This window comes from Streptomyces sp. NPDC001093, assembly GCF_040298985.1.
In the GTDB taxonomy this organism is placed as follows: domain Bacteria; phylum Actinomycetota; class Actinomycetes; order Streptomycetales; family Streptomycetaceae; genus Streptomyces.
Genome location: NZ_JBEPBF010000040.1, coordinates 12,987 through 39,979, shown reverse-complemented (window position 1 = coordinate 39,979; position 26,993 = coordinate 12,987). Strand labels below are relative to the sequence as shown.

24 protein-coding genes and 1 riboswitch are annotated in these 26,993 nt (G+C 72.8%); of the genes, 13 read left to right on the top strand and 11 right to left on the bottom strand.

Annotated features, from left to right (window positions below):
• Positions 1 to 41: 41 nt before the first annotated feature.
• From ABT288_RS21250 to thiO, 3 genes are all read right to left on the bottom strand, one after another.
• Complete coding sequence (locus tag ABT288_RS21250; RefSeq protein ID WP_351609937.1) at positions 42 to 836, bottom strand: thiazole synthase; 795 nt, start codon at positions 834 to 836, stop codon at positions 42 to 44.
• A gap of 2 nt (positions 837 to 838) precedes the next feature.
• On the bottom strand, positions 839 to 1,039 hold the full coding sequence (gene thiS / locus ABT288_RS21245; protein ID WP_351610013.1) for a sulfur carrier protein ThiS: 201 nt from the start codon (positions 1,037 to 1,039) through the stop codon (positions 839 to 841).
• 14 nt (positions 1,040 to 1,053) lie between these two features.
• On the bottom strand, positions 1,054 to 2,226 hold the full coding sequence (gene thiO, locus ABT288_RS21240) for a glycine oxidase ThiO (RefSeq protein ID WP_351609934.1): 1,173 nt from the start codon (positions 2,224 to 2,226) through the stop codon (positions 1,054 to 1,056).
• Positions 2,224 to 2,335: riboswitch (TPP riboswitch) on the bottom strand. (Overlaps the previous gene by 3 nt.)
• A gap of 53 nt (positions 2,336 to 2,388) precedes the next feature.
• On the opposite strand from thiO, the gene ABT288_RS21235 reads away from it, so the two are divergent.
• From ABT288_RS21235 to ABT288_RS21210, 6 genes are all read left to right on the top strand, one after another.
• On the top strand, positions 2,389 to 2,739 hold the full coding sequence (locus tag ABT288_RS21235) for an avidin-fold protein (protein ID WP_351609931.1): 351 nt from the start codon (positions 2,389 to 2,391) through the stop codon (positions 2,737 to 2,739).
• Between the two features lie 32 nt (positions 2,740 to 2,771).
• The gene (locus ABT288_RS21230) at positions 2,772 to 4,004 is read left to right on the top strand and encodes an NAD(P)/FAD-dependent oxidoreductase (protein ID WP_351609928.1); all 1,233 of its coding nucleotides are present in this window, start codon (positions 2,772 to 2,774) and stop codon (positions 4,002 to 4,004) included.
• Positions 4,005 to 4,069: 65 nt separating this feature from the next.
• Entirely contained in the window at positions 4,070 to 4,435 is a 366-nt protein-coding gene (locus ABT288_RS21225) for an Rv2175c family DNA-binding protein (protein WP_030742629.1), read from the top strand.
• Between the two features lie 95 nt (positions 4,436 to 4,530).
• Positions 4,531 to 5,178 (top strand): thiamine phosphate synthase, encoded by a 648-nt coding sequence (thiE, locus tag ABT288_RS21220; protein WP_351609925.1) that lies wholly within the window; start codon positions 4,531 to 4,533, stop codon positions 5,176 to 5,178.
• 166 nt (positions 5,179 to 5,344) lie between these two features.
• On the top strand, positions 5,345 to 6,268 hold the full coding sequence (gene metF, locus ABT288_RS21215) for a methylenetetrahydrofolate reductase [NAD(P)H] (protein WP_351609922.1): 924 nt from the start codon (positions 5,345 to 5,347) through the stop codon (positions 6,266 to 6,268).
• A 56-nt stretch (positions 6,269 to 6,324) separates the two neighbouring features.
• Positions 6,325 to 7,263, top strand: a complete 939-nt coding sequence (locus tag ABT288_RS21210) for an SCO2102 family sporulation regulator (protein ID WP_351609919.1) — start codon at positions 6,325 to 6,327, stop codon at positions 7,261 to 7,263.
• Positions 7,264 to 7,311: 48 nt separating this feature from the next.
• Here the strand turns inward: ABT288_RS21210 and ABT288_RS21205 are convergent, their stop codons facing one another.
• From ABT288_RS21205 to ABT288_RS21190, 4 genes are all read right to left on the bottom strand, one after another.
• The gene (locus ABT288_RS21205) at positions 7,312 to 8,823 is read right to left on the bottom strand and encodes a phytoene desaturase family protein (protein ID WP_351609916.1); all 1,512 of its coding nucleotides are present in this window, start codon (positions 8,821 to 8,823) and stop codon (positions 7,312 to 7,314) included.
• A gap of 373 nt (positions 8,824 to 9,196) precedes the next feature.
• On the bottom strand, positions 9,197 to 9,826 hold the full coding sequence (locus tag ABT288_RS21200) for a TetR/AcrR family transcriptional regulator (RefSeq protein WP_351609914.1): 630 nt from the start codon (positions 9,824 to 9,826) through the stop codon (positions 9,197 to 9,199).
• A gap of 47 nt (positions 9,827 to 9,873) precedes the next feature.
• Positions 9,874 to 11,958, bottom strand: coding sequence for a YhgE/Pip family protein (locus ABT288_RS21195; protein ID WP_351609913.1), 2,085 nt, complete (start codon positions 11,956 to 11,958; stop codon positions 9,874 to 9,876).
• Complete coding sequence (locus ABT288_RS21190) at positions 11,945 to 12,709, bottom strand: ATP-binding cassette domain-containing protein (RefSeq protein ID WP_351609909.1); 765 nt, start codon at positions 12,707 to 12,709, stop codon at positions 11,945 to 11,947. The genes ABT288_RS21195 and ABT288_RS21190 overlap by 14 nt, the downstream gene beginning before the upstream one ends.
• A gap of 164 nt (positions 12,710 to 12,873) precedes the next feature.
• Between ABT288_RS21190 and ABT288_RS21185 the strand changes: the two genes are divergently transcribed.
• The 3 genes from ABT288_RS21185 to ABT288_RS21175 all read left to right on the top strand — a co-directional run bounded on the left by ABT288_RS21185 (position 12,874) and on the right by ABT288_RS21175 (position 15,037).
• On the top strand, positions 12,874 to 13,437 hold the full coding sequence (locus ABT288_RS21185) for an SAV_6107 family HEPN domain-containing protein (RefSeq protein WP_351609907.1): 564 nt from the start codon (positions 12,874 to 12,876) through the stop codon (positions 13,435 to 13,437).
• A 165-nt stretch (positions 13,438 to 13,602) separates the two neighbouring features.
• Positions 13,603 to 14,373, top strand: a complete 771-nt coding sequence (locus ABT288_RS21180; RefSeq protein WP_351609905.1) for a methyltransferase — start codon at positions 13,603 to 13,605, stop codon at positions 14,371 to 14,373.
• Positions 14,374 to 14,650: 277 nt separating this feature from the next.
• A complete protein-coding gene (locus ABT288_RS21175) occupies positions 14,651 to 15,037 on the top strand; it encodes an SCO2097 family morphological protein (RefSeq protein WP_351609902.1) in 387 nt (128 codons plus the stop codon).
• Between the two features lie 90 nt (positions 15,038 to 15,127).
• Here ABT288_RS21175 and ABT288_RS21170 read toward each other — a convergent pair whose 3' ends face one another.
• From ABT288_RS21170 to ABT288_RS21155, 4 genes are all read right to left on the bottom strand, one after another.
• The gene (locus ABT288_RS21170) at positions 15,128 to 17,515 is read right to left on the bottom strand and encodes a transglutaminase TgpA family protein (protein ID WP_351609899.1); all 2,388 of its coding nucleotides are present in this window, start codon (positions 17,513 to 17,515) and stop codon (positions 15,128 to 15,130) included.
• Positions 17,512 to 18,873 (bottom strand): DUF58 domain-containing protein, encoded by a 1,362-nt coding sequence (locus tag ABT288_RS21165; RefSeq protein ID WP_351609896.1) that lies wholly within the window; start codon positions 18,871 to 18,873, stop codon positions 17,512 to 17,514. Before ABT288_RS21165 ends, ABT288_RS21170 begins: the two co-directional genes overlap by 4 nt.
• Positions 18,873 to 19,913 (bottom strand): AAA family ATPase, encoded by a 1,041-nt coding sequence (locus ABT288_RS21160; RefSeq protein WP_351609893.1) that lies wholly within the window; start codon positions 19,911 to 19,913, stop codon positions 18,873 to 18,875. The genes ABT288_RS21165 and ABT288_RS21160 overlap by 1 nt, the downstream gene beginning before the upstream one ends.
• Positions 19,914 to 20,158: 245 nt before the next feature.
• On the bottom strand, positions 20,159 to 20,707 hold the full coding sequence (locus tag ABT288_RS21155) for a beta-class carbonic anhydrase (RefSeq protein ID WP_351609891.1): 549 nt from the start codon (positions 20,705 to 20,707) through the stop codon (positions 20,159 to 20,161).
• 420 nt (positions 20,708 to 21,127) lie between these two features.
• Here ABT288_RS21155 and rsmH point away from each other — a divergent pair, with 420 nt between their 5' ends.
• From rsmH to ABT288_RS21135, 4 genes are all read left to right on the top strand, one after another.
• Entirely contained in the window at positions 21,128 to 22,084 is a 957-nt protein-coding gene (gene rsmH / locus ABT288_RS21150; RefSeq protein WP_351609888.1) for a 16S rRNA (cytosine(1402)-N(4))-methyltransferase RsmH, read from the top strand.
• A gap of 372 nt (positions 22,085 to 22,456) precedes the next feature.
• Positions 22,457 to 23,098, top strand: coding sequence for a cell division protein FtsL (gene ftsL, locus ABT288_RS21145; RefSeq protein WP_351609885.1), 642 nt, complete (start codon positions 22,457 to 22,459; stop codon positions 23,096 to 23,098).
• Between the two features lie 220 nt (positions 23,099 to 23,318).
• Positions 23,319 to 25,283: a peptidoglycan D,D-transpeptidase FtsI family protein gene (locus tag ABT288_RS21140; protein WP_351609882.1), complete on the top strand. Its 1,965-nt coding sequence runs from the start codon at positions 23,319 to 23,321 to the stop codon at positions 25,281 to 25,283.
• Between the two features lie 163 nt (positions 25,284 to 25,446).
• Complete coding sequence (locus ABT288_RS21135) at positions 25,447 to 26,967, top strand: UDP-N-acetylmuramoyl-L-alanyl-D-glutamate--2,6-diaminopimelate ligase (RefSeq protein ID WP_351609879.1); 1,521 nt, start codon at positions 25,447 to 25,449, stop codon at positions 26,965 to 26,967.
• Positions 26,968 to 26,993 lie beyond the last annotated feature (26 nt).

Here is a 26,993-nt window from a genome sequence, read left to right as displayed (position 1 = left end):
GGTGCGCGGGTGGGCGGGCGGTGGGTGGCTGCGGTACCGGGTCAGAACGCAGGACGCTCGGGATCCAGCACGGCCAGGCCCTCCGCAGGAGACGACGCCTCGGCGAAGTGCCTGCGCGGAATCCGCCCGGCCAACCGAGCCAGCCGGCCCCCCTCCACGGCATGCCGCATCGCCGCCGCCATGAGTTCCGGCTCCTGTGCCCGGGTCACCGCAGAGGCGAGCATCACCCCCGCACACCCGAGCTCCATGGCCAGCGCGACGTCGGACGCCGTACCGGCCCCCGCGTCCAGAATCACCGGCACACGCGCGTGCTCGACGATCAGCTGGAAGTTGTGGGGGTTGCGGATCCCGAGCCCGGACCCGATCGGCGACCCCAGCGGCATGACGGCCGCACAGCCCACGTCCTCCAGCTTCCGCGCCAGCACGGGATCGTCATTGGTGTACGGCAGCACCGTGAACCCGTCGTCGACCAGCGTCTCCGCCGCCTCCAGCAGCTCCACCGGGTCCGGCAGCAGCGTCCGCTCGTCGGCGATGACCTCCAGCTTGATCAGATCCGTGCCCAGCGCCTCCCGCGCCAGCCGCGCGGTCAGTACGGCCTCGCCCGCCGTGAAACAGCCCGCCGTGTTCGGCAGCACCCGGATGCCCAGCCTCTCCAGCACCGACAGCACCGAACCGTGCACGGAGGGGTCCACCCGCCGCATCGCGACCGTCGTCAGCTCCGTACCGGAGGCGACCAGCGCCCGCTCCAGCACCTCCAGGCTGGGCGCACCGCCCGTACCCATGATCAGCCGTGACGAGAAGGCCGTACCCCCGAGGACCAAGGGATCGTCGGCCATGGTCAGCCTCCCTGAACCGCGGTGAGGACTTCGACCCGGTCGCCCGCGGCCAGCGCCGTGGTCGCCCACTGCGCGCGCGGGACGACGGTCTCGTTGACGGCGGCGGCCACCCCGGAGGGCGACGGGGCCAGCGACCGTACGACGGCGTCGAGAGCGGTACCCGGAACGATCTCCCGGCGCTCTCCGTTGACGGAGATGGACACAGTGACGGAGATGCTCATGCGGGCTGCTCCATGAGGATGGCGGCGCCGAAGCGCCGCGGCGTGAACGGACGGGCTTCTTCCGGGAGCCGGCCACTGGCCAGCACCTCGGCCATCACATCCCCGGTGACCGGCGTGAGCAGCACCCCGTTGCGGTGGTGCCCGGTGGCCAGCAGCAGCCCGTCGAGCCCGGACGGGCCGAGCAGCGGCGCGTTGTCGGGGGAGCCGGGGCGCAGACCGGCCCGGGTCTCGGTGAGCGGCAGTTCGGTGATGCCCGGCACCAGCTCATGGGCGTCGCGCAGCAGCTCGTACACCCCGCCCGCGGTGACCGTCGTGTCCCAGCCCAGCTCCTCGCTGGTCGCGCCGACGACCAGTTCGCCGTCCTCCCGGGGCACCAGATACACATGGCCGCCGCGCACGATGGCCCGCACGGTGCGGCTCAGGAAGGGCGCGTACCGGCGCGGCACCGTCAGCCGCAGCACCTGCCCCTTCACCGGCCGCACCGGCGGCAGCAGCGCCTCCGGCACGCCCGCGAGCCGTCCGCTCATGCTCCCGGCCGCGAGCACCACCTGCCCGGCGCTCAGAGCGGTGCCGTCCGCGAGCGTGACCCCGGCGGCCCGGTCCCGTACGACGTCCAGCCGCTCGGCCCACGCGCGGTGGAACACCACGCCCGCCCGCTCGCACGCGGCCACCAGGGCCGCCGCCAGCCGCCGCGGGTCGATCTGGTGGTCGCCGTCGACCCGCAGCCCGCCGCGCACCCCGGGCGCCAGCATCGGCTCCAGGCGCCGGCACTCCCGCCCGGACAGCCACTCCGACTCCAGGCCGCAGCGCCGCTGCAGGGCATGCAGTTCGCGCAGATGGGCGCGGTCGTCGGCGTCGAGCGCGACCTGGAGGGTGCCGCAGCGGCGGTAGCCGAGGTCGTGGCCGGTCAGCTCGGTCAGCTCGGCCGCGAAGTCCGGGTAACGGCGGGCCGATTCCAGGTTCAGGGCGAGCAACTCCTCCCCGCCGTAGTGCAGTTCGGTGACCGCGGCCAGCATTCCGGCCGCGACCCGCGCGGCTCCGCCGCCGGGCTCGGGGTCCACCACGGCCGTGGCGAGCCCGCGCCGCGCCGCGCGCCAGGCCGTGACCAGGCCGATGATGCCGCCCCCGATGACGAGGACGTCGGACGTATCGGACGTACGTGACGACATGGGCGTCCAGCCCCTCCCTTCGCCGGCATGACCCGGATCAGGTTCGTACGGTCGGAGGCCGCCAGCCTCCCTCTCAGCCCGGTGCGTCCGGGCTCCCGCGAGTGCTTGTACGGTGGCCACCCTAGCCCGCACCCCTCGTCACCCGTAAGGGAGCCCCCGCCCGTGGCCCGATCGCTCGACGGACTGATCCTCGCCCCCGTGGCGGACCAAGCCCCAGGTCAGGTGGGCACCCGCACCCGGTTCGCCTACCACGAGAAGGACGGCGAGATCTGGGCGGAGTACACGGGCGGCGACGTCGTGCGCGGCCATCTGGTCGGCACCCGGGAGGGTGACCGGCTGGACTTCCGCTACGTCCAGCTGAGGACCGACGGGACGACCTCCTCCGGGCACTGTGTGTCCACGGTGGTGGAGCTGCCGGACGGGCGGGTGCGGCTGGAGGAGACCTGGGAGTGGGAGTCCCGGGCGGGCACCGGGACGAGCGTTGTGGAACAGGTCACCGGGCACGCCCGCTGACTGACGCGTTGTCACGTGTCTATGGTGATCGGGTGAGCGAGCAGACAGCGCAAGGGGGCACGTCGGCACGGCGGCGCGTGGTCGTGGTCGGCGCGGGCATGGCCGGGGTGCAGACGGCGGTCGCCTTGCGGGAACAGGGGTACAAGGGCTCCGTCACCGTGATCGGGGCGGAGCCGCACCAGCCGTACGACCGGCCGCCGCTGTCGAAGGCCGTGCTGCTCGGCAAGGCCGAGGGCTCCGCCTTCGACGTGGACTTCGAGTCCCTGGGCGTCGAGCTGCGGCTCGGCTGCGAGGTGCTGGGCCTGCGCCCCGCGGAGCGCGAACTGGACACCGAGGCGGGCCCGGTGCCGTACGACGTCCTGGTGCTCGCCACCGGCGCCGAGCCGATCACCCTGCCGGGCACCGAGGGCGTGCCCGGCGTGCATCTGCTGCGCACCCTGGACGACGCCGAACGGCTGCAGCCGGTCCTCGCCCGGCAGCACGAGATCGTGGTCGTCGGGGCCGGCTGGATCGGCGCCGAGTTCGCCACAGCCGCCCGTGGAGCCGGCTGTGCGGTGACCGTCGTGGAGGCCGCCGGCCGTCCGCTCGCCGGCGCCCTGCCCGCCGAGGTCGCCGCACCCATGGTCGCCTGGTACGCCGACGCGGGCGCCGAACTGCGCACGCACGCGCGCGTGGAGCGCGTCGAGCCCGGCGCGGTGATCCTCGACGACGGCACCCGGCTGCCCGCGGGCGCCGTGGTCGTCGGCATCGGCGCCCGCCCCGCCACGGCCTGGCTTGCCGGCTCCGGCGTCGAGCTGGGCCCGCACGGGGACGTCCTCGCCGACGACCGTCTGCGCACCTCGGTCGAGGACGTGTACGCCGTCGGCGACTGCGCCTCCTTCCCCTCCGCCCGCTACGGCGAACGGCTGCTCGTCCACCACTGGGACAACGCCCTGCAGGGCCCGCGCACGGTCGCCGCGAACATCCTCGGCGAGACCCCGGCGGTCTACGACCCGGTGCCGTACTTCTGGTCCGAGCAGTTCGGCCGCTTCGTGCAGTACGCCGGCCACCACGCCGCCGCCGACCGCCTGGTGTGGCGCGGCGACCCGACGGGTCCGGCCTGGACGGTGTGCTGGCTGCGCGAGGACCACCTGGTGGCCCTCCTGGCGGTCGGCCGCCCGCGTGATCTGGCGCAGGGGCGCCGGCTGATCGAGGCGGGCCGCCGCATGGACACGCAGGCCCTGGCCGACCCCTCGAAGCCCCTGAAGGACGCCACGGCCGACTAGCCTGGTCATCCCGGCCGGACCTGCCTGACTTCCGACTGTCAGTGGGGGATGGCAGGCTTGTTCTCGTGACCGAGATTGACGCAAAAATCGATGCTCTCGTCCCCGCCTGGCTCACCCTCCCCGACATCGCCGAACAGCTCGGCGTCGAGGTGACGCGCGTGCGGCAGCTGGTCAAGGAGGGCCAGCTCATCGCCGTACGCCGAGGTGAGAACCGCGCACTGCACGTCCCCGCAGCCTTCATCGACGGGGACAAGGTCGTCAAGGGCCTGTCCGGCACCCTGACGCTCCTGCGGGACGACGGCTTCACGGACGAAGAGATGATCGAGTGGCTCTTCACCCCCGACCCGACCCTGCCCGGCACCCCCGCGCAGGCCCTGAGCGAGAATCGCGGCACGGAGGTGAAGCGCCGCGCCCAGGCGCTCGCCGTCTGAGCCGAATCGCACCTGAAGGGGTGGTGTGCGGGCCGTCGTAGCCCGTACGCCACCCGCCGAAGCCGTCAGGGACACCGACCAGGGGGGACCCACGTATGTCCGACACCGCACGCGCCGCGCTCGCCGACGCCCGCCTGTACCTGTGCACGGACGCGCGCACGCGCCAGGGCGACCTTCCCGAGTTCCTGGACGCGGTCCTGGCCGGCGGTGTCGACATCGTGCAGCTGCGCGACAAGGGCATGGAGGCCGCAAAGGAGCTGGCGCACCTGGAGGTCTTCGCGGAGGCCTGCGCCCGGCACGGCAAGCTCCTCGCGGTGAACGACCGCGCGGACGTCGCCCACGCCGCCCGCGCCGATGTGCTGCATCTCGGCCAGGGCGACCTGCCGGTCCCCGCGGCCCGCGCCGTCCTCGGCGACGCGGTGCTGATCGGCCGCTCCACGCATGCCGAGTCCGAGGCGGCCGCGGCCGCCGTGCAGGAGGGCGTGGACTACTTCTGCACCGGCCCCTGCTGGCCCACGCCCACCAAGCCGGGCCGGACCGCGCCCGGCCTCGACCTGGTGCGGTACACGGCCGGCCTGGGCACCGACCGTCCCTGGTTCGCGATCGGCGGGATCGACCTCGCCAACCTCGACCAGGTGCTGGACGCGGGCGCCCGCCGGGTGGTCGTGGTGCGCGCGATCACCGAGGCCGGCGACCCGGGAGCGGCCGCGGCCGAGTTCGCGAAGCGGCTGCGGCAGGGCTAGCGGCACCGGTGGGGGAGCCCTGCCCGTGTCTCAGTCCGTGGCTGGCCGTCGCTCTGTCCGTGGTTGTGTCCGTGTTTTTGTCCAAGGAGTGGACAGGATAGCGACAATTCGGGCAAATCTTCGCCGTCCGGTTGGGGGACCGCCCACCCCTGGCTAACCTGCCCGTATGGCCCTCGGAACCCCCTCCACCAGGACTGATCGCGCACGCACCGTGCGCGACATGCTCGCCACCGGCAAGACGACGTACTCGTTCGAGTTCTACGCGCCGAAGACCCCCCAGGGCGAGCGGAACCTGTGGAACGCCCTCCGGAGGGTCGAGGCCGTCGCCCCCGACTTCGTCTCCGTCACGTACGGCGCCGGCGGTTCCACGCGCACGACCACGGTCCGGGAGACTGAGCAGATCGTCGTGGACACGACGCTCACTCCCGTCGCCCACCTCACCGCGGTCGACCACTCGATCGCCGAACTGCGGAACATCATCGGCCAGTATGCGGACGCCGGGATCCGCAACATGCTCGCCGTGCGCGGCGACCCGCCCGGCGACCCGATGGGCGAGTGGGTGCCGCACCCCCGGGGACTCACGTACGCGGCCGAGCTCGTCCGGCTCATCAAGGAGTCGGGCGACTTCTGCGTGGGCGTCGCCGCCTTCCCGGAGATGCACCCCCGCTCCGCGGACTGGGACACCGACGTCGCCCACTTCGTGGACAAGTGCCGTGCGGGCGCGGACTACGCCATCACACAGATGTTCTTCCACCCGGAGTCGTATCTGCGGCTGCGCGACCGCGTGGTGGCCGCGGGCTGCGAGACGCCCGTCATCCCCGAGGTGCTGCCGGTCACCAGCGTGAAGATGCTGCAACGGGTGCCCAAGCTCAGCACCGCCCTGTTCCCGGACGCTCTGAAAGAGCGGATCCTCACAGCGAAGGACGATCCGGCGGCGGTACGCTCCATCGGTATCGACTTCGCCACGGAGTTCTGCGCCCGGCTGCTCGCCGAGGGAGTGCCCGGACTGCACTTCATCACGCTCAACAACTCCACGGCGACCCTGGAAATCTACGAGAACCTGGGCCTGCACCACCCCCCGCAGGCCTAGACCGGCCGCACCGCGATACGACACACTGCGTAGCGGTCACTGGGAGAGGGGCGTACATGGGCTGGACGGTCCTCTACATCGCGTTCGGCATCGTCGCACTGTGGTTGCTGGGCGAGGTGCTGCTGCAGTACAAGGCGCGCCTGCGCTGGCGGCTGCTGGCGTTCGCCGGCTTCCTCGGGGTCGTGGTCGGTGTGCTGATGCCGTCCGTGATCGTGATCGGCGTCGGCGCCATCGCCTTCGCGGTCGGCCAGACCTATGTCACGCTGTCGTTCCGCCGCGGCTTCGCCGCCGGCTGGGCGGTCAAGCGTCCCGAGGCGGAGGCCGAGGCCGCGGGCGGCAGCAAGCGCCGCCGCGGCAAGGCCGACCGGCACGACCCGGCGCTCGACGACACCGACCCCGAGCTCGTCGGCCCGGAGGACGACCGGGGCGCCGACCGGGCCGGCTACGGCCAGGGGCGCGGCGACTACGACGACTACGACCGCGACGACGTCTTCACCCCGTCCGGCCGTCCGGCCACGGAGCCCGCCGCGGCCGAGGCCACCGCCGTCTACGAGCCACAGCCCATCCCCGAGGACACCGGCTCCTACGGCGTCTACGGGGACACCGCCTACGCGGCCGCGGCCCAGCCCCAGGGCGCCGAGCAGCAGAACTACGCCTACGACTACTCGGGCTACGCCCAGCAGGGCTACGGCTACGACGCCGGCGGCCAGCAGGGCTATGCCAACTACTCCGACCCGTACATCGGCACCCAGTCCTACGGCGACGCCTCGTACGGCACCGGCTACTCCGGCCAGTACGCCCAGCAGGGCTACGCCCAGGCCCCGTACGGCGGCGGCTACGGCGAGACCCCGGCGGACGGGGTGTGGGTGCCGCAGCAGCGCACCGACGAGACCTACGGCGGCGAACTCCCGCAGGAGCAGCCGTACCCGCACCAGAACCAGGGGCACGCCCAGCAGCAGCCCGGTGCCGGGTACGACGAGCAGTACCGTTTCTGAGGCCGTATCGCTTCTGAGGTCCTATCGCTTCTGAGGGCCCGGCTCGGCTCACTGGGAGCCGCGGAACTCCGGGCCCTCCACGATCAGCCCCGCCACCAGCGCGCCCGACATGCCCGCGTGCGGCAGCCCGCCGCCTGGGTGGGACCAGCCGCCGACCCGGTACAGACCGGGCAGCCGCGTCGTGTTCGACGGATGCAGGAAACGGCCCCCTCCGGCGGCCAGCGCGGGGGCCGGCACCGCGCCGAGGAAGGCACCCGTCTCGTCGTCGGAGTTGTCGGGTGTGCGCACCTCCTGCCACAGGACGCGGTCCCGCAGGCCCGGTATCACGGCCTCGGCGGCTTCGAGGAGATGCTCCGTGTACTGCCGGACCATGCCCTCCTCGTCCCAGTCGACGGCGCTCGGCACCACCGCGGACAGCACCACGGACTCGTGCCCGTCGTCCGGTCTGAGCGCGGGGTCGTCCGGGCGCAGCACGGCCACCGTGGGCGGTGGCGGCTGGTCCCCGTCCGCCGAGGCCAGGAAGTCCAGCTCGGACTCCGGGTCCGGCGCATGGACGACCGTGCGATGTGCGGCACCGGCCTCGCACCCGCCGCGCAGGGCCAGCAGCAGGGCGAACCGCCCGGGACGGGTCGTGAAGGGATCGGTCCGCACATCCCCGTTCCCGTCCAGCGGACGGTCCGTCAGCGCCTTCAACCACGCCGGGTCCACGTCCGCCACGACATGGTCCGCCTCGGCCACCGTGCCGTCTCCCAGCTTCACGCCCGCGGCCCGGCCGTCCTTGTCCAGGATGCGCAGGACCTCCGCGTCGAAGACGAACTCGACCCGCCGCTCCAGACACCGCTCGTACACCGCGCGCGCCAACTCCCGGACGCCGCCGCGCACATACCAGGTGCCGAAGGCGTGCTCCATGTAGGGCAGGACGGCCGCGCTCGCCGGAGCGGTCCGCGGATCGAGGCCGTGGGCGAGCGCGGAACTCTGCAGCAGGGCGTCGAGGCGCTCGTCGCGCAGCTCCCAGGCGCCGATCTCGGCCAGTGTGCTCGCGCGTCTGGTGCGCAGCAGCCGCTTGTGCGGGACGGCCGGATACGGCTCCTTCTCGGCCAGCACCCGCCAGTCGGGCCACAGCGGCTCCTCCAGCAGCGGCCTGCGGGTACGGTCCCAGGCCTCCCGGGCCCGCACCAGGAACTCGCCCCAGCGCTCGCCCGCGCCCCCGCCCAGCGCCTCCTCCAGGGCCGCGACCACACCCGCGCGCGAGGCGTTCGGCAGCGACACCTCGGTGCCGTCCGCGAAGACGTGCCGCGAGGACGGATCGACCTGGACCAGCTCGACGCGGTCCTCCAGCGGCTCCTTGCCGGTCTTGACGAACAGATCGCGGTACACGGCGGGCAGCGTCAGCAGTCCCGGGCCGGTGTCGAAGCCGAACCCGTCCCGCTCGAAGCGGCGCACCGCACCGCCGTACGTGTCCGTGCGCTCGTACACCACCACCCGGTGGCCCGCGACGGCCAGCCGGGCGGCGGCCGCCATCGCGCCCATCCCGGCGCCGATCACCGCAATCCGTGCCATGCCTGCGACTTTATCGACCGCCACTGACAACCCGCCCCGCGGGAGCCCAGGACACCCGCGAGGCCGCCCGGAAACGTGGGCACGCGTGCGTACGGCTGAGTACCCGTACTCAGGCGGTGAGATGAGTACGCGCGCGGATGGGCCGCGGCCTCGGCGAACGGGACAGTGGAAGCACGGCAAGGGGGCGCGGCCCGGCACCGCCGACACGGGGCGGCGGAACGGCGCCCGCCACCCGGCCGCTCCTTCCGCCGATCCGTCGGCGGAAGCGAGTCGGGGGACCCGGGGACGACCACCCACGGGGGACCAAAGGGGGAGTACGGGGGAGTGGGAGGGCGCCGGTCCGGCAGCGGACCGGCACCCTCCTCGTACCCGCTCAGCCCTTGCCGCTCACGCGCCCCTGCAGCAGCCGCGACAGGGCCGCGTGGACGTCATCCAGGGAGCGCTCCGGCTGGAAGGACTTCCAGTCCAGCGCGGCCACCAGGACCATGCCGACCAGCGCGGCCGCCGTCAGCTGGACGTCGATCTCGTCGCTGAACTCCCCGGCCGCCACGCCCTCGCGCAGCACCTGCTCGACTACCGCGACGGCCTCCTGCCGGACCACCATCAGCGTGGACTGCCAGGCCCGGTTGGTGCGCCACAGCTCGGCCACGTACAGCTGGGTGAAGGCCGGATAGCGGTCGATGAAGACCAGGCCCGCGCGGACCATCGCGTCCAGCGCGTCCACCTTGCTGCCGCCGGCCCGTGCGGTCCGCTCCGCCGCCTCCTGCAGAGAGGCGGTGAGCAGGCCCACGCCGTGCCGCAGCAACTCCTCGAAGAGGACCGACTTGCTCGCGAAGTTGTAGTAGACCGTGCCCTTCGCGACCCCGGCCCGCTCCGCGATCTCGTCCACCGTGGTCGCGGAGAAGCCCTGCTCGGCGATGAGCGTGACGGCCGCCTCGTAGAGCTTCTGCCGGGTGGCCTCGCGGCGCGTGCTGCCGCCGGACCTGGCGCTGCTGCTTTCCATGGCCCTGATTCTCACAGGTACGCGTGCGTGCGGGGCGTCCCCCTGGCTCACAGGCTCAGCTCCGGGTGCAGCCGGTCCAGCGTCCACACCTGGCGGCGGCGGGCCGCGAGGGCCGTCAGCGCGAGCGCGCCCGCGGTGAACGCGGCCAGCACACCGCACGCCTGCCAGACCGGGCCGAGCCCGCCGCCGGTGATCAGCCGGCGCAGTGCCTCCACGATGTAGCTCATCGGCAGGAACGGGTGGATCGCGTTGAAGAAGCCCGGGCTGGTCTGCACCGGGTAGGTGCCGCCCGCCGAGGTCAGCTGGAGCATCAGCAGCGCGAGCACCAGGATCCGGCCGGCCGCGCCGAAGCGGGCGTTCAGCCACTGCACGATCGCCCCGAAGCACGCCGTGACCAGGCACAGGAAGCCGATCGTGCCGGCCGCGCGGAGCATCTGCAGACCGATCGCCCAGTGCAGGACGGCCATCAGCGCGGACACCTGGAGCACGCCCACGGCGACCACCGGCAGCCAGCCGGCGAGCGCGATCCGCCAGGCCGGCGAACCGGCCGCCAGGGCACGCCGGTTGAGCGGCGGGATCAGCATGTAGGCGACCATCGCGCCCACCCACAGGGACAGCGGGATGAAGTACGGGGCGAATCCCGTGCCGTAGTTCGGCGCCTTGTGCAGGTCGTGCGAGGCCAGCTGGACCGGGTCGGCCATCACGCCGGTGCGCCGGTCGCGGTCCTTCTTGTCGTAGTCCGGGATCTTCCTGGCGCCGTCGTGCAGTCCGCCGGCCAGCTTCCCGGAGCCGTCGGACAGCTTGTACAGGCCGCCGTTCAGGGTGGTGGCGCCCGACGCGGCGGTGCCGATGCCCTCGTCCAGCGTGGTCGCGCCGGTCTGCGCGGTACCGAGCCCGGAGTGCAGTTTCCTGGCGCCGTCGGCGACCTTCTGGGCACCGGCGTTCAGCTTGTCGATCTTCGCGACGGCGTCCTCGACGTCCTCGTACAGGTGCGGTGCGCGCTTTTCGAGGGCCGTGGCCTGGTTCTGCAGGGTGCCGAGGTTGTCCCGCATCGTCTTCAGGTCGCCGTCCTGGTCCGCGATCAGCGTGTTGAGGTCGTCGGCGACGGTGGCCACCTCGGCGGCGGCCGTCCTGGCCCGCTTCAGGTCCGGACAGACCGGGTCGGGAACGGCCGCGGTCTCGCAGCGCGCCTTGTAGATCTCCTCCAGGACGGCGGAGTTCGTGTGGGCGGCCTGTGCGGCGCCCGGGGCGAGCTTCACCAGGACGTCGAGGTTGTCCTTGACGGTCTTGGCCGAGTCGGCGACCAGGCGCGCGGTGTCCCCGATGGTCTTCTCGTTGTCCTTGAGGTAGGGCCCTGCCGTGTCGTGGACGCCGTTGACCTTGTCGGCGAGGGCCTGGGTGCCGTCGGCGACCTGGCGGGACCCGTCCTGGAGGTCACCGGCGCCGGTGTTCAGCTTCTTCAGGCCCGTGGCCAGCCTGCCGCTGCCGCTCTTGGCGTCCTTCAGCCCGTCGGCGAGGTCCCTCGAGCCCTTCTCGGCCTTCCCGATGCCGGTGTTCAGCCGGTCGGCACCCGCGGCGGCGGTGACGGTCTTGTCGTGGATGCCGGAGAACGAGACGAAGATCTTGTCCAGGAAGGTCCGGGAGGCCTTGGCGGAGGCGGCCGAGCGGACCTCGTGGAAGACGGTCCGGGAGATCTGGCCGACGATGTAGTTGTTCGCGTCGTTGGTGCGCACCTGAAGGGCGCCGGTCTCCGGGGAGTCGCCGGAGCTGGAGGCGATCCGCCGGCTGAGGTCGGCCGGCATGGTCAGCGACAGGTAGTACGTGCCGTTCTCGACCCCCTCGCGGGCCTCCTCGTCGCTCACCTCGTGCCATTCGAAGGTCCGGCTGTCGCGCAGTCCGTCCACGATGTCGTCGCCGGCGGTGATCCTCTTCCCGCCCGCGGTGGCACCCTTGTCGTCGTTCACCAGGGCCACCGGGATCCGGTCCAGACGGCCGTACGGGTCCCAGAAGGACCACAGGTACAGGGCGCCGTAGAGCAGCGGCAGCACGAGCAGCGCCACCAGGGCGGCGCGCGGCAGCCGCCCGCGTCCGAAGCGCCTCAGCTCGAGCACGGCCAGCCTAGGCGAGCGCATCGATGTCCTCCTTCGGGTCGCTCTTCTCGCTCGCGCCGTCCGTGCCGGCCCCGGCTTCGGTGTCCTTCGGCCCGGTCGGTACGACGACGCAGTCGCCGGGGGCCGTGCGGCAGACGACCGCCACCGTCGTCCCCGCGCGCGTGAGCGAGCGCAGCAGCTCCCACAGCTCGGCGCGTTCGGTGTCCGAGAGTTTGGTGCCGATGTCGTCGACGCCGAGCAGTCCGGGCCTGCCGAGCAGCGCCAGGGCGATGGACAGGCGCAGTTCCTGCGGCCGCTCCAGGTCGCGCACGGCCGTCCGGGAGCCCTTGGGCAGCGTTTCCGGATCGAGTCCGGCGGCGGCCAGGGCCGCGTCGACGCGCAGCCGTGCCTCGTGCACGCGCTGGGTGCGCGGGCGCAGCAGTTCGCGCAGGGAGTCGCCGAAGCGGCTCTGCAGCAGGGCCCGTTCGCGCAGGTGCTCGCCGACGGTCAGGGCCGGCTCCAGATCGGTCACCCCGGCCACGTTGGCGACCGCGCTGACGCGGCGCAGCCGGGCCATGTGCCGCGGGAGCCGGAACCCGCCCACGGTGGCCGTGCCCTCGGTGGGCTTCATCCGTCCTGTGAGTGCGAGCAGCAGACACGTGCGGCCCGAGCCGGACGGTCCCTCGATCGCGATGAGTGAGCCGGGCTCCGCGTCGAGGGTGACGCCGCGGAAGGCCCACCCCCGCGGTCCCTTGAGGCCAAGGCCCTCGGCCCTGACGTGCACGCCGTCCACAAGCCCCCCTGCGGCTTCGTGTTTTGAACTGACTGGTCAGTGCAAAAGTACGCCCGAACCTACGCTCGAAGCAAAGTCCCAGGTCAGAACGGATTGTCAGTGCCATACCTCACGATGGGCACATACGGCACCCGTGCCGTCACCCAGACGACAGGAGGTTCGTCATGGCCAACCCGTCCGCAGCCGCCGCACGCCGGCGCCGCGCCACCGGCCCTGCCCCCTCACTGACCGGCCCGGCGAGCGACGTGCACCCCGTGCTCCGCCGGGCCACGGCCCCGCCCGCCGCCCTCGACCTGCTCGCCCAGGCCCGCGCAGGACTGGACGAGGCCGCCGTCCTGGAAACGCCGAACGAGCGCTATGCGACGGCCCACCTCGCCGCCCTGCGCACCGCCGCCGCCGTGCTCGCCGCCCGCGGCCGCCCCGAGACCTCCCCGCGCCGCCGCGCCCGGATCCGCAGCGCCTGGGAGGTACTGCCCGAGATCACCCCCGAACTGACCGAGTGGAGCGCGCTGTTCGCCTCCGGCGCCGCCCGCCGGGCCCGCGCCGAGGCCGGCATCCAGGGCGCGGCGAGCCGCCGCGACGCCGACGACCTCATACGCGACGTGGCGATGTTCCTGCGCATCGTCGAGCGGATGCTCGTCCTCCAGCCTGTCCTGCCCCAACCCCGCCAGGACCCCGGACAACCGGACGGCCCGAGAGCGCGCGGTGACCTTCCGGACGCGGGCTGACCACCGGCGCGGAGCGCCCCGGAGGCGAACGGACGGAGAGGCCGTCCGGCCTGCGAGACGCGGGCGGCGCTACCCGCCCGCGGTGACCGGGTACGGCGGCGGAGGCAATAGGGTGGAGGACGTCTGAAGCCTTCAGCCTTCCGCCCCGCCGAGGAGTCAACTGCCGTGTCGGACCCGATGCGCCCCCGCGCCTCCCTGCGTACCGCCGTGGTCTGGGAGGTCCTCCAGGACGCCCTCGACCGCCGGGTCAAGGCCACGGGCCGGGAGTCGCTGGACGTCCTCGACACCGGAGGCGGCAGCGGCAACTTCGCCGTGCCCGTCGCCCGGCTCGGCCATCGCGTCACCGTCGTCGACCCCAGCCCCAACGCGCTGTTCGCGCTGGAGCGCCGGGCCGCCGAGGCCGGCGTCGCCGAGCGGGTCCGGGGCGTCCAGGGCGATGCGCACGGCCTGTTCGACGTCGTCGAGCGAGGCGGCTACGACGTCGTGCTGTGCCATGGCGTCCTGGAGTACGTGGACGACCCGGCCGAGGGCGTCCGCAACGCCGTCGCCGCGCTGCGCTCCGAGGGCGTCCTCAGCCTGCTCGCCGCCGGCCTTGGCGGCGCCGTGCTCGCCCGCGCCCTCGCCGGACACTTCACGGAGGCCCGGCAGGCGCTGCAGGACCCCGAGGGCCGCTGGGGCGCCGGTGACCCGATGCCGCGCCGGTTCACCGCCGAGCAGCTCACCGCGCTGGTCGAGGGCGCGGGCCTGAACGTCGGCGCCGTGCACGGCGTGCGGGTCTTCGCCGACCTGGTCCCCGGCGTCCTCGTGGACACCGAGCCCGGCGCCCTGGACGCGCTCCTCAAGTTGGAGGCCGCCGCGGCCGAGCAGCCCGCGTTCCACTCCGTCGCCACCCAGCTGCATGTGCTCGGTGAGACGCCGGGTGCCGCCGAGGTCTGAGCGGACGACCGTGACCCGCCGCTGATCAGGGCCTCGGCGGCGGATGGAGTACGCCACAGGACCCCCGATCGAGGGGTTTGCGCCGTATGATCGAGGTACACCACCCGGCATGACGGGTCGGCCGCCGGGGAATGGAAGCCTCAGCGAGCCGGGACTGTCATGGCGGATTCCGGTTGGCCAATTGGCGTAGAGGGGCGGGTTTCACGGGGGCGATTCCCTGCCTATCCTGAAGGGACCCCCCGGGTCGCCCCGGCGACTGCACGATGAGGAGGACTCCGTGCCGCTCTCGGAGCACGAGCAGCGCATGCTCGAGCAGATGGAGCGAGCGCTGTACGCCGAAGATCCCAAGTTCGCGTCAGCGCTTGAGGGAAACGGGCTGCGGACGTACACCCGGCGGCGGGTCTACCAGGCGGTTGCGGGCTTCCTCATTGGTATCGCGCTCCTCATGACCGGAATGGTCATGCAGCTGATCTGGGTCAGCGTGGTGGGTTTCCTCGTCATGCTGGGCTGTGCCGTACTCGCCGTCACCGGCTGGCGCAAGGCCCCCAAACCGGGCGAGCAGCCCGCGGCGGGTGCCGTCCGTCGCCAGGTGCGGCCGAAGCGCTCGATGATGGACCGGATCGAGGAGCGCTGGCAGCGCCGCCGGGACGAGCAGGGCCACTAGGCGTCCGGCGGTTACCGCGGACGCGGAGGAACAACCACAGACAACGTGTGAGGGGCGACCACCGGCGGTGGTCGCCCCAAAGCCAATCTCTCAGCCCTGCCGCTGCGGCGTCCGGCGCGGGACGCCGGGCCGGGCCGCCGCCACCCGCGCCCCGAGCGCGGACCAGCGGGCCGACACCGCCCACAGCACCCGCACCGACGAGCGGGGCAGGAACAGCGCCCGCAGCCGCGTGCCGGTGCTCGCCGTGCCGCGCAGCCCCTCGATCACCCGGCGCACGTCCGCCGCCGTACCCGCCGCCGGGCGCGGCCGGGGCGCGTACAGCACCTGCTCCAGCGCGTCCGCGACCCGGTGCACCGCGGCCCCGTTCGCCGGGTCCAGCCGACCCAGCTCGACGATTCGCCCGGCCGCCCTGCGCGGGGTCAGCGACTCGTCCGGCGCGATGCCGTGGTCCCAGGCGCTGTCCGTCAACTCCTGCCAGGCGTCCAGGGTGTGCGCCGCCGCGCCCTGCTCGGTCCGGGCGTGCCCGCCGAGCCGCGCCGAGCGTACCCGTGTTCGCCACAGCAGCGGAGACAGCGGAACCGCGAGCACCACCAGCGCGGCCAGAGCGATCAGCGGATACCACCACGGGCCCGTGCCACCGCCGCCGCCGTGCGGGGCCGCCGCGGCCGACGCGGTTCCGCAGTCCCGCAGCTTGACCAGCTCGGGCGGGCAGCTCCGGCTCGGCGAGGCCGCCGCCGAGGGAGCCGAGGACGACTGGTGCGAGGGCAGAGCCGGGTCCGGCAGCGTGGTGCCGGGCGTGTCCGACTGGGTGTACGACGGCGTGGTGCCGCGGGTCGGGGTCGGCTCGAAGCGGGTCCACCCCACACCCTCGAAGTACAGCTCGGGCCAGGCGTGCGCGTCCTTCTGGTTCACCGCGACGGTGCCGTCGGCCTGCGGGGTGCCGGGCGCGAAGCCCACCGCGACCCGGGCGGGAATGCCGAGGGTGCGGGCCATCGCCGCCATGGCGAAGGAGAAGTGGACGCAGAAGCCCTGCTTCTTCTTGAGGAAGTTGGCGATGGCGTCGGGGCCGCGGCCGACCTCGACCTGGGTGTCGTACTGGAAGCCGCCCGTGACCGCGAAGTAGTCCTGGAGCCTGACCGCCTCTTCGTAGTGGCTCCGCGCGCCCGCCGTGATCTGCCGGGCGGTCCTGGCCACCACCTTCGGCAGCGAGGACGGCACCATCGTGTACTCGCGCTTCAGGGCCGCCGGCGGCTCCGGCGCGCTCGACAGCTGCTCGGCGGTCGGCTGCACGTCCAGGCTGGTCACCTGGTAGGTCTCGCCCCGCGTGGTCTGGCCGTGGTCGCCGACCAGGGTCATGCCGACGGGCTCGTAGCGCCAGCGGCCGCCGATCTTCACACCACTCGGCGGGTACGGCATCGGCAGCCAGTTCTGGGCGTACCAGTCCGACGACGTGATCGTGGTTTTCACCGTGCCGCGCCTGATGTCCGCGCCGAGTCCGATGGGCGTGGGGAACTGGTCCGGCACCCCGACGATGTGCCGCTGGGCCGGTTTCCACGTGGTGCCGTCGAAATCGTCCAGGGACACGATCCGCAGATAGAGGTCCGAGACGTCGTCCGTGCTGGTCTTCAGGGTCAGCACCTGGCGGTCGTCGTTCGTGTTCAGGCTGTCGCGCAGCGACACCAGCGGGTTCACCGCGGAGATCGTGCCGCCGTTGCCGTTGCCGACTCCCACGCCCGTGCCGGCGGCGTCCAGCAGGCCTCCCTGCATCGCCGGCAGGGCGAGCGGCACCACCAGGGCCGCGCCGAGCGCCAGCGCGCCGATCCTGCGCCCGGTACGCACCGGGGCCACGACGTCGTCCTCCAGCGGGCCCGGAGTACGCGGGGCACCGCCGAAGACCCGGCCCCACTGCGCCAGCCGGTCCCGGCCCTCCGCGAGCAGCAGCATCAGATAGCCGGCCGCCGCCACCAGGAACCACAGCCAGTCGGTTCCGCCGTCGGACAGCCCGGCGGCCACCGAGTACAGCGCGAGCAGCGGCAGTCCGGCCGGGGCCGCGCTGCGGAAGGTCACCGCGAGCGTGTCCACCAGCAGGCCGATCAGCAGCACGCCACCGATCAGCATCAGCTTGATGCCGTCGGTCAGCGGCGCCGGTATCGCGTACTCGCTGACATCGGTCGAGCCCTGCTGGAGCAGGTCGGCGAAGTGCCGGAAGGCGTCCGGGCCGGGGATCAGCCCGATGACCGCGTACCCCCGGGCGAAGACCAGGGTCAGCAGCACCAGGGTCACCAGCGACTGCGCCGCCACGGTCAGCGGCCGGCCCAGCGGCACCCGGCGGGCCGCCGCGCCCACCCCGGTCTGCACGGCCACCAGCGGGACCAGCTGCAGCAGCCAGGTCGGCTCCGCCACCAGGGGCAGCAGCGCGCAGGAGGCCATCAGCGTCGCCGCGGCCGCGCACAGTGCCAGCCGTGCCCGCCCGCTCATCGCACCGTCTCCCCGCCGACCGGGGCCAGGCCCGAGCGCTCCCGGTCCGCCTGCTGCCACAGCCCGTTCAGCGCAGCGCCGCGGGGCACGCTCAGCGCCGTCCAGCCCGCCTCGCGCAGCATCCGCAGCCGCTCGGCGTGCTGTTCGCCCGGCTGCGGCACATCGGTCGCCTCCCGGGTCCAGGTGTCCGGGTCCAGCACGAAGGCGACGGCACCGCCGCTGCGCCGGCTCATCTTGGCGACCGTCGCCGCCTGCTCCTCGTCCAGGTCGCCCAGGAAGGCGACCAACAGCCCCTCGTTTCCGCCGCGCAGCACGTCGTACGCCCGGGACAGGCCGCTGCCGTCGGAGTGGTCGATCACCGCGAGGGTGTCCATCATCAGCCCGGCCGCCTCCGCGGTCTCCTGGCCGGTGCCCGCGAACCCGTCGGCTCCCTTGCCGGGCACCACGCTGCCGCTGTCGGTCAGCAGCCGTACCGAGAAGCCGCGTTCGAGCATGTGCACCAGCACCGAGGCGGCGCCGGAGACGGCCCACTCGAAGGCCGAGTCGGGGCCCGCGCCCTCGAAGGCGCCGCCCCGGGTGTCCAAAAGGACGGTGCACCTCGAGCGCCGGGGCTGCTCCTCGCGGCGCACCATCAGCTCGCCGTAGCGCGCGGTGGACCGCCAGTGCACCCGGCGCAGGTCGTCGCCGTAGCGGTAGCCGCGCGGGATCACGTCGTCCTCGCCGGCCAGAGCCAGCGAGCGCTGCCGCCCGTCGCCGTACCCCTTGGCCTCGCCGCTGAAGCGGACCGGGGCGAGCGGCTCCACGCGCGGGATGACCGTGAGGGTGTCGAACGCCGAGAAGGAACGGGTGAGTTCGCACATCCCGAAGGGGTCCGTCAGCCGCAGCTGCAGCGGGCCCAGCGGATAGCGGCCGCGCAGGTCGGAGCGGACCCGGTAGGACACCTCGCGGCGGCCGCCCGGCTCCACCCGGTCCAGCACGAACCTCGGGCGCGGACCGAGGACGTACGGCACGCGGTCCTGGAGCATCAGCAGGCCGGTGGGCAGCCGTGAGACGTTGTCCATCCGCAGGTGCACCCGGGCCTCGCTGCCGGCCGGCACGCGCGCGGGGGAGAGCCGGCGGGTGCCGGCCACCCGGTAGCGCGTGCGGTACACCACGGTCGCGCAGATGACCGGCAGTGCGGCCAACAGCAGCCCGACCCGCAGCAGATCGCTCTGGCCCAGCACGTACGCGCAGATCGCGGCCGCGATCCCGGCCGCCAGGAAGGAACGGCCGCGGGTCGTCAGGCCCGCCAGGGCCGTACGAACGCCGCCCGTGTCCCCGCGGTCGGCCTCCGCCTGCCCCGTCCCCCCGGCGCTCATCACAGACTCCGCGGGGGCTGCTGGGGATACGCCGGAACGCCCTGCCCGAGGCCGCCGAAGCCGCTGTGCGGGCCCGGTGCCGCGGGCACCGGGGTGTGCTGGAGGATCTCCTGTACGACCTGCTCGGCGGTACGGCGGTTCAGCTGGGCCTGGGCGGTGGGCAGCAGGCGGTGCGCGAGGACGGCGACGGCGAGCGCCTGGACGTCGTCCGGCAGCGCGTACTCCCGGCCGGCGAGGGCCGCGGACGCCTTCGCGGCGCGCAGCAGATGCAGCGTCGCGCGCGGGGAGGCGCCGAGTCTGAGGTCGGGGTGGGTGCGGGTGGCGGCGACCAGCTCCACCGCGTACCGCCGGACCGGCTCGGAGACGTGCACGGTGCGCACGGCCTCGATCAGCTTCACGATCTCGTGCGCGTGCGCCACCGGCTGCAGGTCCTCCAGCGGGTTCGCCCCGCCGTGGATGTCGAGCATCTGCAGCTCGGCCTCCACACTCGGGTAGCCGACGCTGACGCGGGCCATGAAGCGGTCGCGCTGGGCCTCGGGCAGCGGGTAGGTGCCCTCCATCTCGACCGGGTTCTGCGTGGCAACCACCATGAAGGGGCTGGGCAGTTCGTACGTCTGCCCGTCGATGGTGACCTGCCGCTCCTCCATGGACTCCAGCAGCGCCGACTGGGTCTTGGGCGAGGCGCGGTTGATCTCGTCGCCGATCACGATCTGCGCGAAGATGGCGCCCGGCTTGAACTCGAAGTCCCGGCGCTGCTGGTCCCAGATGGACACACCGGTGATGTCCGAGGGCAGCAGGTCGGGCGTGAACTGGATGCGCCGCACCGAGCAGTCGATGGACCGCGCCAGCGCCTTGGCCAGCATGGTCTTGCCCACTCCGGGGACGTCCTCGATCAGCAGGTGGCCCTCGGCGAGCAGCACGGTCAGCGCGAGCCGTACGACCTCGGGCTTGCCCTCGATCACGCCCTCCACCGAACCGCGCACCCGTTCCACCGTGGCGGTCAGATCAGTGAGGCTCGCTCGATCGTCATAGGTCGTCACCCGGCCCTCCTCGGCCCGTTCTTTCCGGGCCGACGCTGCGTGCGAAACCGGCCCACCCCGAAACACGGACACCGCGCGGGAAAAGTTCCGCGCGACGCCACACCCGCATTCTTGCCGCCGTTACCGATTCGTGTCACTCGCCTGTGGACAACTGCCCGCAGGATGTCGGTCTTACCTCTTTTTCGACCGCATTTTCGATACGGCGACGGCGGGATGCTTCCGGGGCGGCCGGCCGGTGTGCCCGGTCAGGCCGGGTCGACCTCGCGCAGCAGACCGGTGCGCACGTCGAACACGAAGCCGCGCACGTCGTCGGTGTGCACCAGGAACGGCGAGGTGCGCACGCGCTGCATGGACTGGCGCACGTCCTGGTCGACGTCCCGGAAGGACTCCACCGCCCAGGCCGGCCGCTGGCCGACCTCCATCTCCAGGTCGTGCCGGAAGTCCTCGGTGATGGTCTCCATGCCGCACCCGGTGTGGTGGATGAGTACGACGCTGCGGGTGCCGAGCGCCCGCTGGCTGATGGTCAGGGAGCGGATCACGTCATCGGTGACGACACCGCCCGCGTTGCGGATGGTGTGACAGTCACCGAGCTGCAGGCCGAGCGCGGCGTGGAGGTCGAGACGGGCGTCCATGCAGGCCACGACCGCGACCTTGAGAACGGGGCGGGCGTCCATCCCGGGGTCGGTGAACTCGGCGGCGTAGGCCTGGTTGGCCTCGACCAGGCCATCCGTCACGGAGCCGCCGGTCGTTATGGCGCCTTCGGATCCAGTGGGAACTGCTGCGGAAGTCGTCATACTCATGACGTTACTGGTCACCCCCGGTCCCGTCCTCCTGTAAGAGCGGGACAAAAAACGTCATCGCGGCTTGTTGTGAGCTATCCCATACGGAGGGTAAACATGCCCCGGACGGGTGAATCCGGTCGAATTGCGGCGCCCGTCGCGATGCGGTAGGCGACGCGCAGGCCGGTTGATTGACCGCGAGACAGGGTGGACTAAAGTGACGCGAAGCGGGAGGCGTGGCTCTCCCTGCTGGTGAAACCCCTGGAGACCCCGGCTCACCCCGGACCGTCTCCCCACGTGCGCGGCGCGTACGTACGGCTCGGCCTCCTCCCGCTCCCGGTCCGGCTGACGCTTCCGGCGCCGGCAGGCCTGACCCTTCACGAGCTGGCGGGGACCCGGCGGTGCGTACGGCCCGCCGGAAGATGAGAGGCCCCCTTGAGCCAGAGTCGACACGTCCCGGTGATGCTCCAGCGGTGCCTGGACCTGCTGGCGCCCGCCCTGGAGCGCCCGGGAGCGGTGGTCGTCGACTGCACCCTCGGCCTCGGCGGACACAGCGAGGCGCTGCTGACGCGGTTCCCCGAGGCGCGGCTGATCGGCCTCGACCGGGACAAGGAGGCGCTGCGCCTGTCGGGCGAGCGGCTGGCGCCCTACGGTGAGCGCGCCACCCTCGTGCACGCCGTCTACGACGAGCTGCCCGACGTACTGCACAAGCTCCGCATCGCGCGCGTGCAGGGCGTTCTGTTCGACCTCGGGGTCTCCTCCATGCAGCTGGACGAGGCCGACCGCGGCTTCGCCTACGCCCAGGACGCGCCGCTGGACATGCGGATGGACCAGACGACGGGGATCAGCGCCGCCGAGGTCCTCAACACCTACCCGGCGGGCGAACTCGTGCGGATCCTGCGTGCGTACGGCGAGGAGAAGCAGGCCAAGCGGATCGTGGCCGCGATCGTGCGCGAGCGCGAGAAGGAGCCGTTCAGCAACAGCGCGCGGCTGGTCGAGCTGATCCGTGACGCTCTTCCGCAGGCCGCCAAGCGCACCGGCGGCAATCCCGCCAAGCGCACCTTCCAGGCGCTGCGCATCGAGGTCAACGGCGAACTGTCCGTACTGGAGCGGGCGATCCCGGCGGCGGTGAAGGCCCTCGACGTGGGCGGCCGCATCGCAGTGCTGTCGTACCACTCGCTGGAGGACCGCCTGGTCAAGCAGGTCTTCGCGGCCGGCGCCGCCTCCACCGCGCCCCCCGGCCTGCCGGTCGTGCCGGAGCGCTACCAGCCGCGGCTCAAGCTGGTCACCCGGGGTGCCGAACTTCCCACCGAGGAAGAGGTCGCCGAGAACCGCCGGGCCGCACCGGCCAGGCTGCGCGGCGCCGAACGCATCAGGGAGGACGCCGAGTGACCGAGACGGGTCGGTTGGATTCCCGAACTCACCGGGGAGACCGCGAGGGTTTTCGCACGCACCCGGTGGCCGGCGGGAGCCGTCGGTCTCTCCAGGAGGGCCACGAGGGTTCCTGGACCCACCGGGTGGCTCGCGGAGGCCGCCGGACTCACCAGAGCGGTCATGTGGTTCTTGGGACGTACAGGGGTGCTGGTGCGGGATCCCGGGCGTACCGGGAGACCGGCGAGCGGGCCCGGGCATACTGCCGGACCGGTGAGGGAGCCCGGGCGTACTGCGGGAGCGGTGAGGGATACCCGACGTACCGGGAGACCGGTGAAGGTCTCCAAACCCACCGGGAGCGCCACGAGGGCTCCCGAACCGACCGGGGGAGCCGTGAGTAGGAAACCCGAACTGAGGGGGCGGGCCGCGCGGCTCGCCCGGCTCTTCCCGGCCGGCCGTGCGCGGGCCGCCCGCACCCCGTTCGTCCTGCTCGTCGTCCTGCTCCTCGGCGGCGGCCTCATCGGGCTGCTGGTGCTCAACTCCGCACTCAGCGAAGGCTCGTTCAAACTCGCCGACCTGCAGAAGCAGACGAAGAACCTCACCGACGAGGAACAGGCCCTGCAGCGGGACATCGATGCCTACTCCGCTCCCGACGCCCTCCAGCGCCGCGCCCACGAACTCGGCATGGTCCCCGGCGGCGACCCGGCCTTCCTCGGTGCGGACGGCAAGGTCAAGGGCGTCCCGAGCGCCGCCGGCCCCGAGTCCGCCACCTTCGCCGACCCGGCCGCCCCTCAGCCCCTGACCCCGGCCACGGCTCCCGCCACGACCCTGGCCCCGCCCACCACCCCGGCCTCGGCCACGCCCGCCGCGCCGACCCCCGCCACGCCCACCACCCCGGCCCCGGCCACGCCGTCGCCCGCCGCACCGGCACCGGGACAGCCCCGGTCCGCCGCCGTCGCCTCCGACCCCGCCGCGGCCATTCCCCCGCCCCCCTCCATCCCCCAGCCCGCCCCCACCCCGGCCCCCGGCAGGTGACGGACGTGTCCGACAGGGAACCGCGCCGTCGTGTGCCGGGGCCGGCGTGTGCGCTCCGCCCGGGTGGCGGGAGGGGCGGGCGCCGGTCCTGGTGTGCCGTCGGTGCGGTCCAGCCGGCGCTGTGCTGCCGTCCGGCCCCGGTCGCCGCCCCGGAAGGTGTCGTGGCGCGGCTTTCGATGTCCCAGCCCATTCCCACCCCGACCCCTGGCAGGTGACGCAAGTGTCCGACAGGGAACCGCCGCGCCGTCGTGTGGCCGGGCCGGCCTGGCCGCCGCGGCCGAGGAGTGCCGTGCGGCGGCAGCCCGTGCCCGGTGCGCGTCCGGCGCGACGGCCGAGCGGTGCTCTGCCGCCGGCCCAGCGCCCGCTCCGGCTCGGCAGCCCCCGGCCCCGGCTGCGCCTGGTCAGCCTGACGCTGACCCTGGTCCTGATCGCCTTCGTCGTACGGCTGCTCCAGGTGCAGGCCGTCGACGCCGGCGCGTACGCCGCGCAGGCCGAACAGAACAGGTACGTCGTGCACACGCTGGCCGCCGACCGCGGCGGGATCACCGACCGCAACGGCGTGGCCCTCGCCATCAGCGAGGACGCGTACGACATCACGGCCGATCCGACGATGTTCAGCAGGCAGCAGCTGAAGATCGGCGACGGCCCGGAGCAGGCCGCCGCGCTGCTCGCGCCGATCCTCGGGCAGAGCCAGGCCGACCTCGTGAGGAAGCTGCGGCCCCGGAACACGAACTCCCGGTACGCCCGGCTCGCCACCCGGCAGACCCCGCAGGTCTGGAAGCAGATCAAGGACCTGAAGAGCGCGCTCGCCAAGAAGGCGGAGAAGGACGGCAACACCGTCAACGTGCTCGCCGGCGTCTTCGCCGACCCGAGCAGCCAGCGGGTGTACCCCAACGGCGACCTCGCCGCCGCGATACTGGGCTGGGTCAACGCCGACGGCCAGGGCGGCGGCGGCATCGAACAGGAGCTGAACAAGCAGCTCACCGGGAAGGACGGCAAGATCCGGTACGCCCAGTCCGGGGGGCGTGAGGTGCCCACGGCCGGGTCGACGGAGACGCCCGCCGTGCCCGGTTCCGACGTCGAGCTGACCATCGACCGCGACATCCAGTGGGCCGCGCAGAACGCCATCACCGAGCAGGTGGCGAAGTCCAGGGCCGACCGCGGCTATGTCGTCGTCCAGGACACCCGCACCGGGCAGATCCTGGCCATGGCCAACTCGCCCGGGTTCGACCCCAACGACCTGTCGAAGGCCGACGGCGAGGCCCTGGGCAACGCGGCCCTCCAGGACGCCTACGAGCCCGGCTCCACCGCCAAGCTGATGTCCATGGCGGCCGTGCTCCAGGAGAACGCGGCGACCCCGCTCACCCACGTCGTCGTACCCAACCGGCTGCACCGCGGCGACCGGCTCTTCCAGGACGACGTCGACCACGACACCTGGTATCTCACGCTGAACGGCGTCCTCGCCAAGTCCAGCAACATCGGCACCATCCTCGCCACCGGCCAGCTCGGCAGGACGCAGTCCGAGGCCGACAGGGTGCTCTACTCGTACCTGCGCAAGTTCGGCATCGGCAGCTACACCGGACTCGGCTTCCCCGGCGAGACCCCCGGCATCCTCGCGCCGTACCAGAAGTGGTCCACCTCGCAGCAGTACACGATTCCTTTCGGCCAGGGTTTCTCCATCAACGCCGTACAGGCCGCCTCCGTGTACTCGACCATCGCCAACGGCGGGGTCCGGATCGAGCCGACCCTGGTGCGCGGCACCAAGGGGCCCGACGGGCGCTTCACACCCGCGCACAAGCCCAGGCAGACCCGGGTCGTCAGCGAGAAGACGGCCAGGGCCCTCGCGCAGATGCTGGAGTCCGTGGTGGACGACGAGCAGGGCACCGGCATCAAGGCCCGCATCCCCGGCTACAACGTCGCCGGCAAGACCGGCACGGCCAACCGCGTGGATCCGGCCACCGGCAGGTACCGCGGCTACACCTCGTCGTTCGCCGGGTTCGCGCCCGCCGACAACCCCCGCATCACCGTCTACTGCGCCATCCAGAACGCCACCTCCGGCAGCTACTTCGGCGGCCAGATCTGCGGTCCCATCTACAAGCAGGTGATGGAGTTCGCCCTGAAGACCCTCCAGGTCCCGCCGACCGGTGCGCCGGCCGCGAACCTGCCCGTCGACTACAAGCCCTGATCAGCACCGGAACACCAGGAACCAACTCGTGACAACGATCACCCCCGACGCCGGGAACCAAGGGGCCGAGAACCCCTCACTTCGCTCCGGAGCGGGTACGCCCGGTACGCTCACCGCCGTGCCACACGCTGATCAGTCCCAAACCACCCAGAAGGGCGCTTCCGTGACATACCCGGGACCGCCGCGACCGGTTCAGGTCTCCGCCACACCCCTCGCGGAACTGGCCGATCAGCTGGGTGCCGCCGCTCCGGACGCCGCCGCCGAGGTCACGGGGATCACCCACGACTCGCGCGCCGTCCGCCCCGGCGACCTGTACGCCGCCCTCCCGGGCGCCCGCCTGCACGGCGCCGACTTCGTCACCCAGGCCGCCGGCCTCGGCGCGGTCGCCGTGCTCACCGACCCGACGGGCGCCGGGCGCGCCGCCGCGACCGGACTGCCGGTCCTCGTCGTGGACGACCCGCGCGGACGGATGGGCGAGCTGGCGGCGACGATCTACGGCCACCCCGGCCGCGACCTGCTCCAGATCGGCATCACCGGCACCTCCGGCAAGACCACCACCGCCTATCTGGTCGAGGGCGGGCTCAGGACCGCGAAGTCCACGGGCCTCGTCGGCACCGTCGAGATGCGCATCGGCGACGAGCGCATCAAGTCCGAGCGCACCACCCCCGAGGCCACCGACCTGCAGGCCCTGTTCGCCGTCATGCGCGAGCGCGGCGTCGAGGCGGTCGCCATGGAGGTCTCCAGCCACGCCCTGGTCCTCGGCCGGGTCGACGCCTGTGTCTTCGACATCGCCGTGTTCACCAACCTCAGCCCGGAACACATGGAGTTCCACTCCGACATGGAGGACTACTTCCGGGCCAAGGCGCAGCTGTTCACGCCGGAGCGCAGCAGACTCGGTGTGATCAACGCCGACGACGCGTACGGCCGCCGGCTCGCCGAGGAGGCCACGGTCCCGGTCGTCACCTTCTCCGCCGAGGGCCACCCCGACGCCGACTGGCGTGCCGAGGACGTCCAGGTCGGCCCCATGGACTCGACGTTCACCGTCGTGGGCCCGAAGGGTGAGCGCGTACACGCCAAGTCTCCGATCGCCGGTCCCTTCAACGTGGCGAACACCCTCGCCGCCGTCGTCGCCCTCGCCGCCGCCGGTCTCGACCCGCAGACCGCCGCCGACGGCATCGCCGCCGTCCCGGGCGTCCCCGGCCGCCTGGAGCGCGTGGACGCCGGGCAGCCCTACCTCGCGGTCGTCGACTACGCCCACAAGACCGACGCCGTCGAGTCCGTGCTCAAGGCGCTGCGCAAGGTCACCAAGGGCCGCCTGCACATCGTCCTCGGCTGCGGCGGTGACCGCGACCAGACCAAGCGCGCCCCGATGGGCGCCGCCGCGGCCCGGCTCGCCGACACGGCCGTACTGACCTCCGACAACCCCCGCTCCGAGGACCCCCTCGCGATCCTCGCGACCATGCTCCAGGGCGCCGCCTCCGTGCCCGCGCACGAGCGGGGCGAGGTGCTCCTGTTCGAGGACCGGGCCGCCGCGATCGCCGCCGTCGTGGGCCGCGCCCAGGCCGGCGACACCGTGCTGGTCGCGGGCAAGGGGCACGAGCAGGGCCAGGACATCGCCGGCGTGATCCGTCCCTTCGACGACCGCCAGGTGCTCCGCGAAGCCATCCAGAAAACCCAGGGATGAAAATCCAGAAGACCCAGGGGATGAAC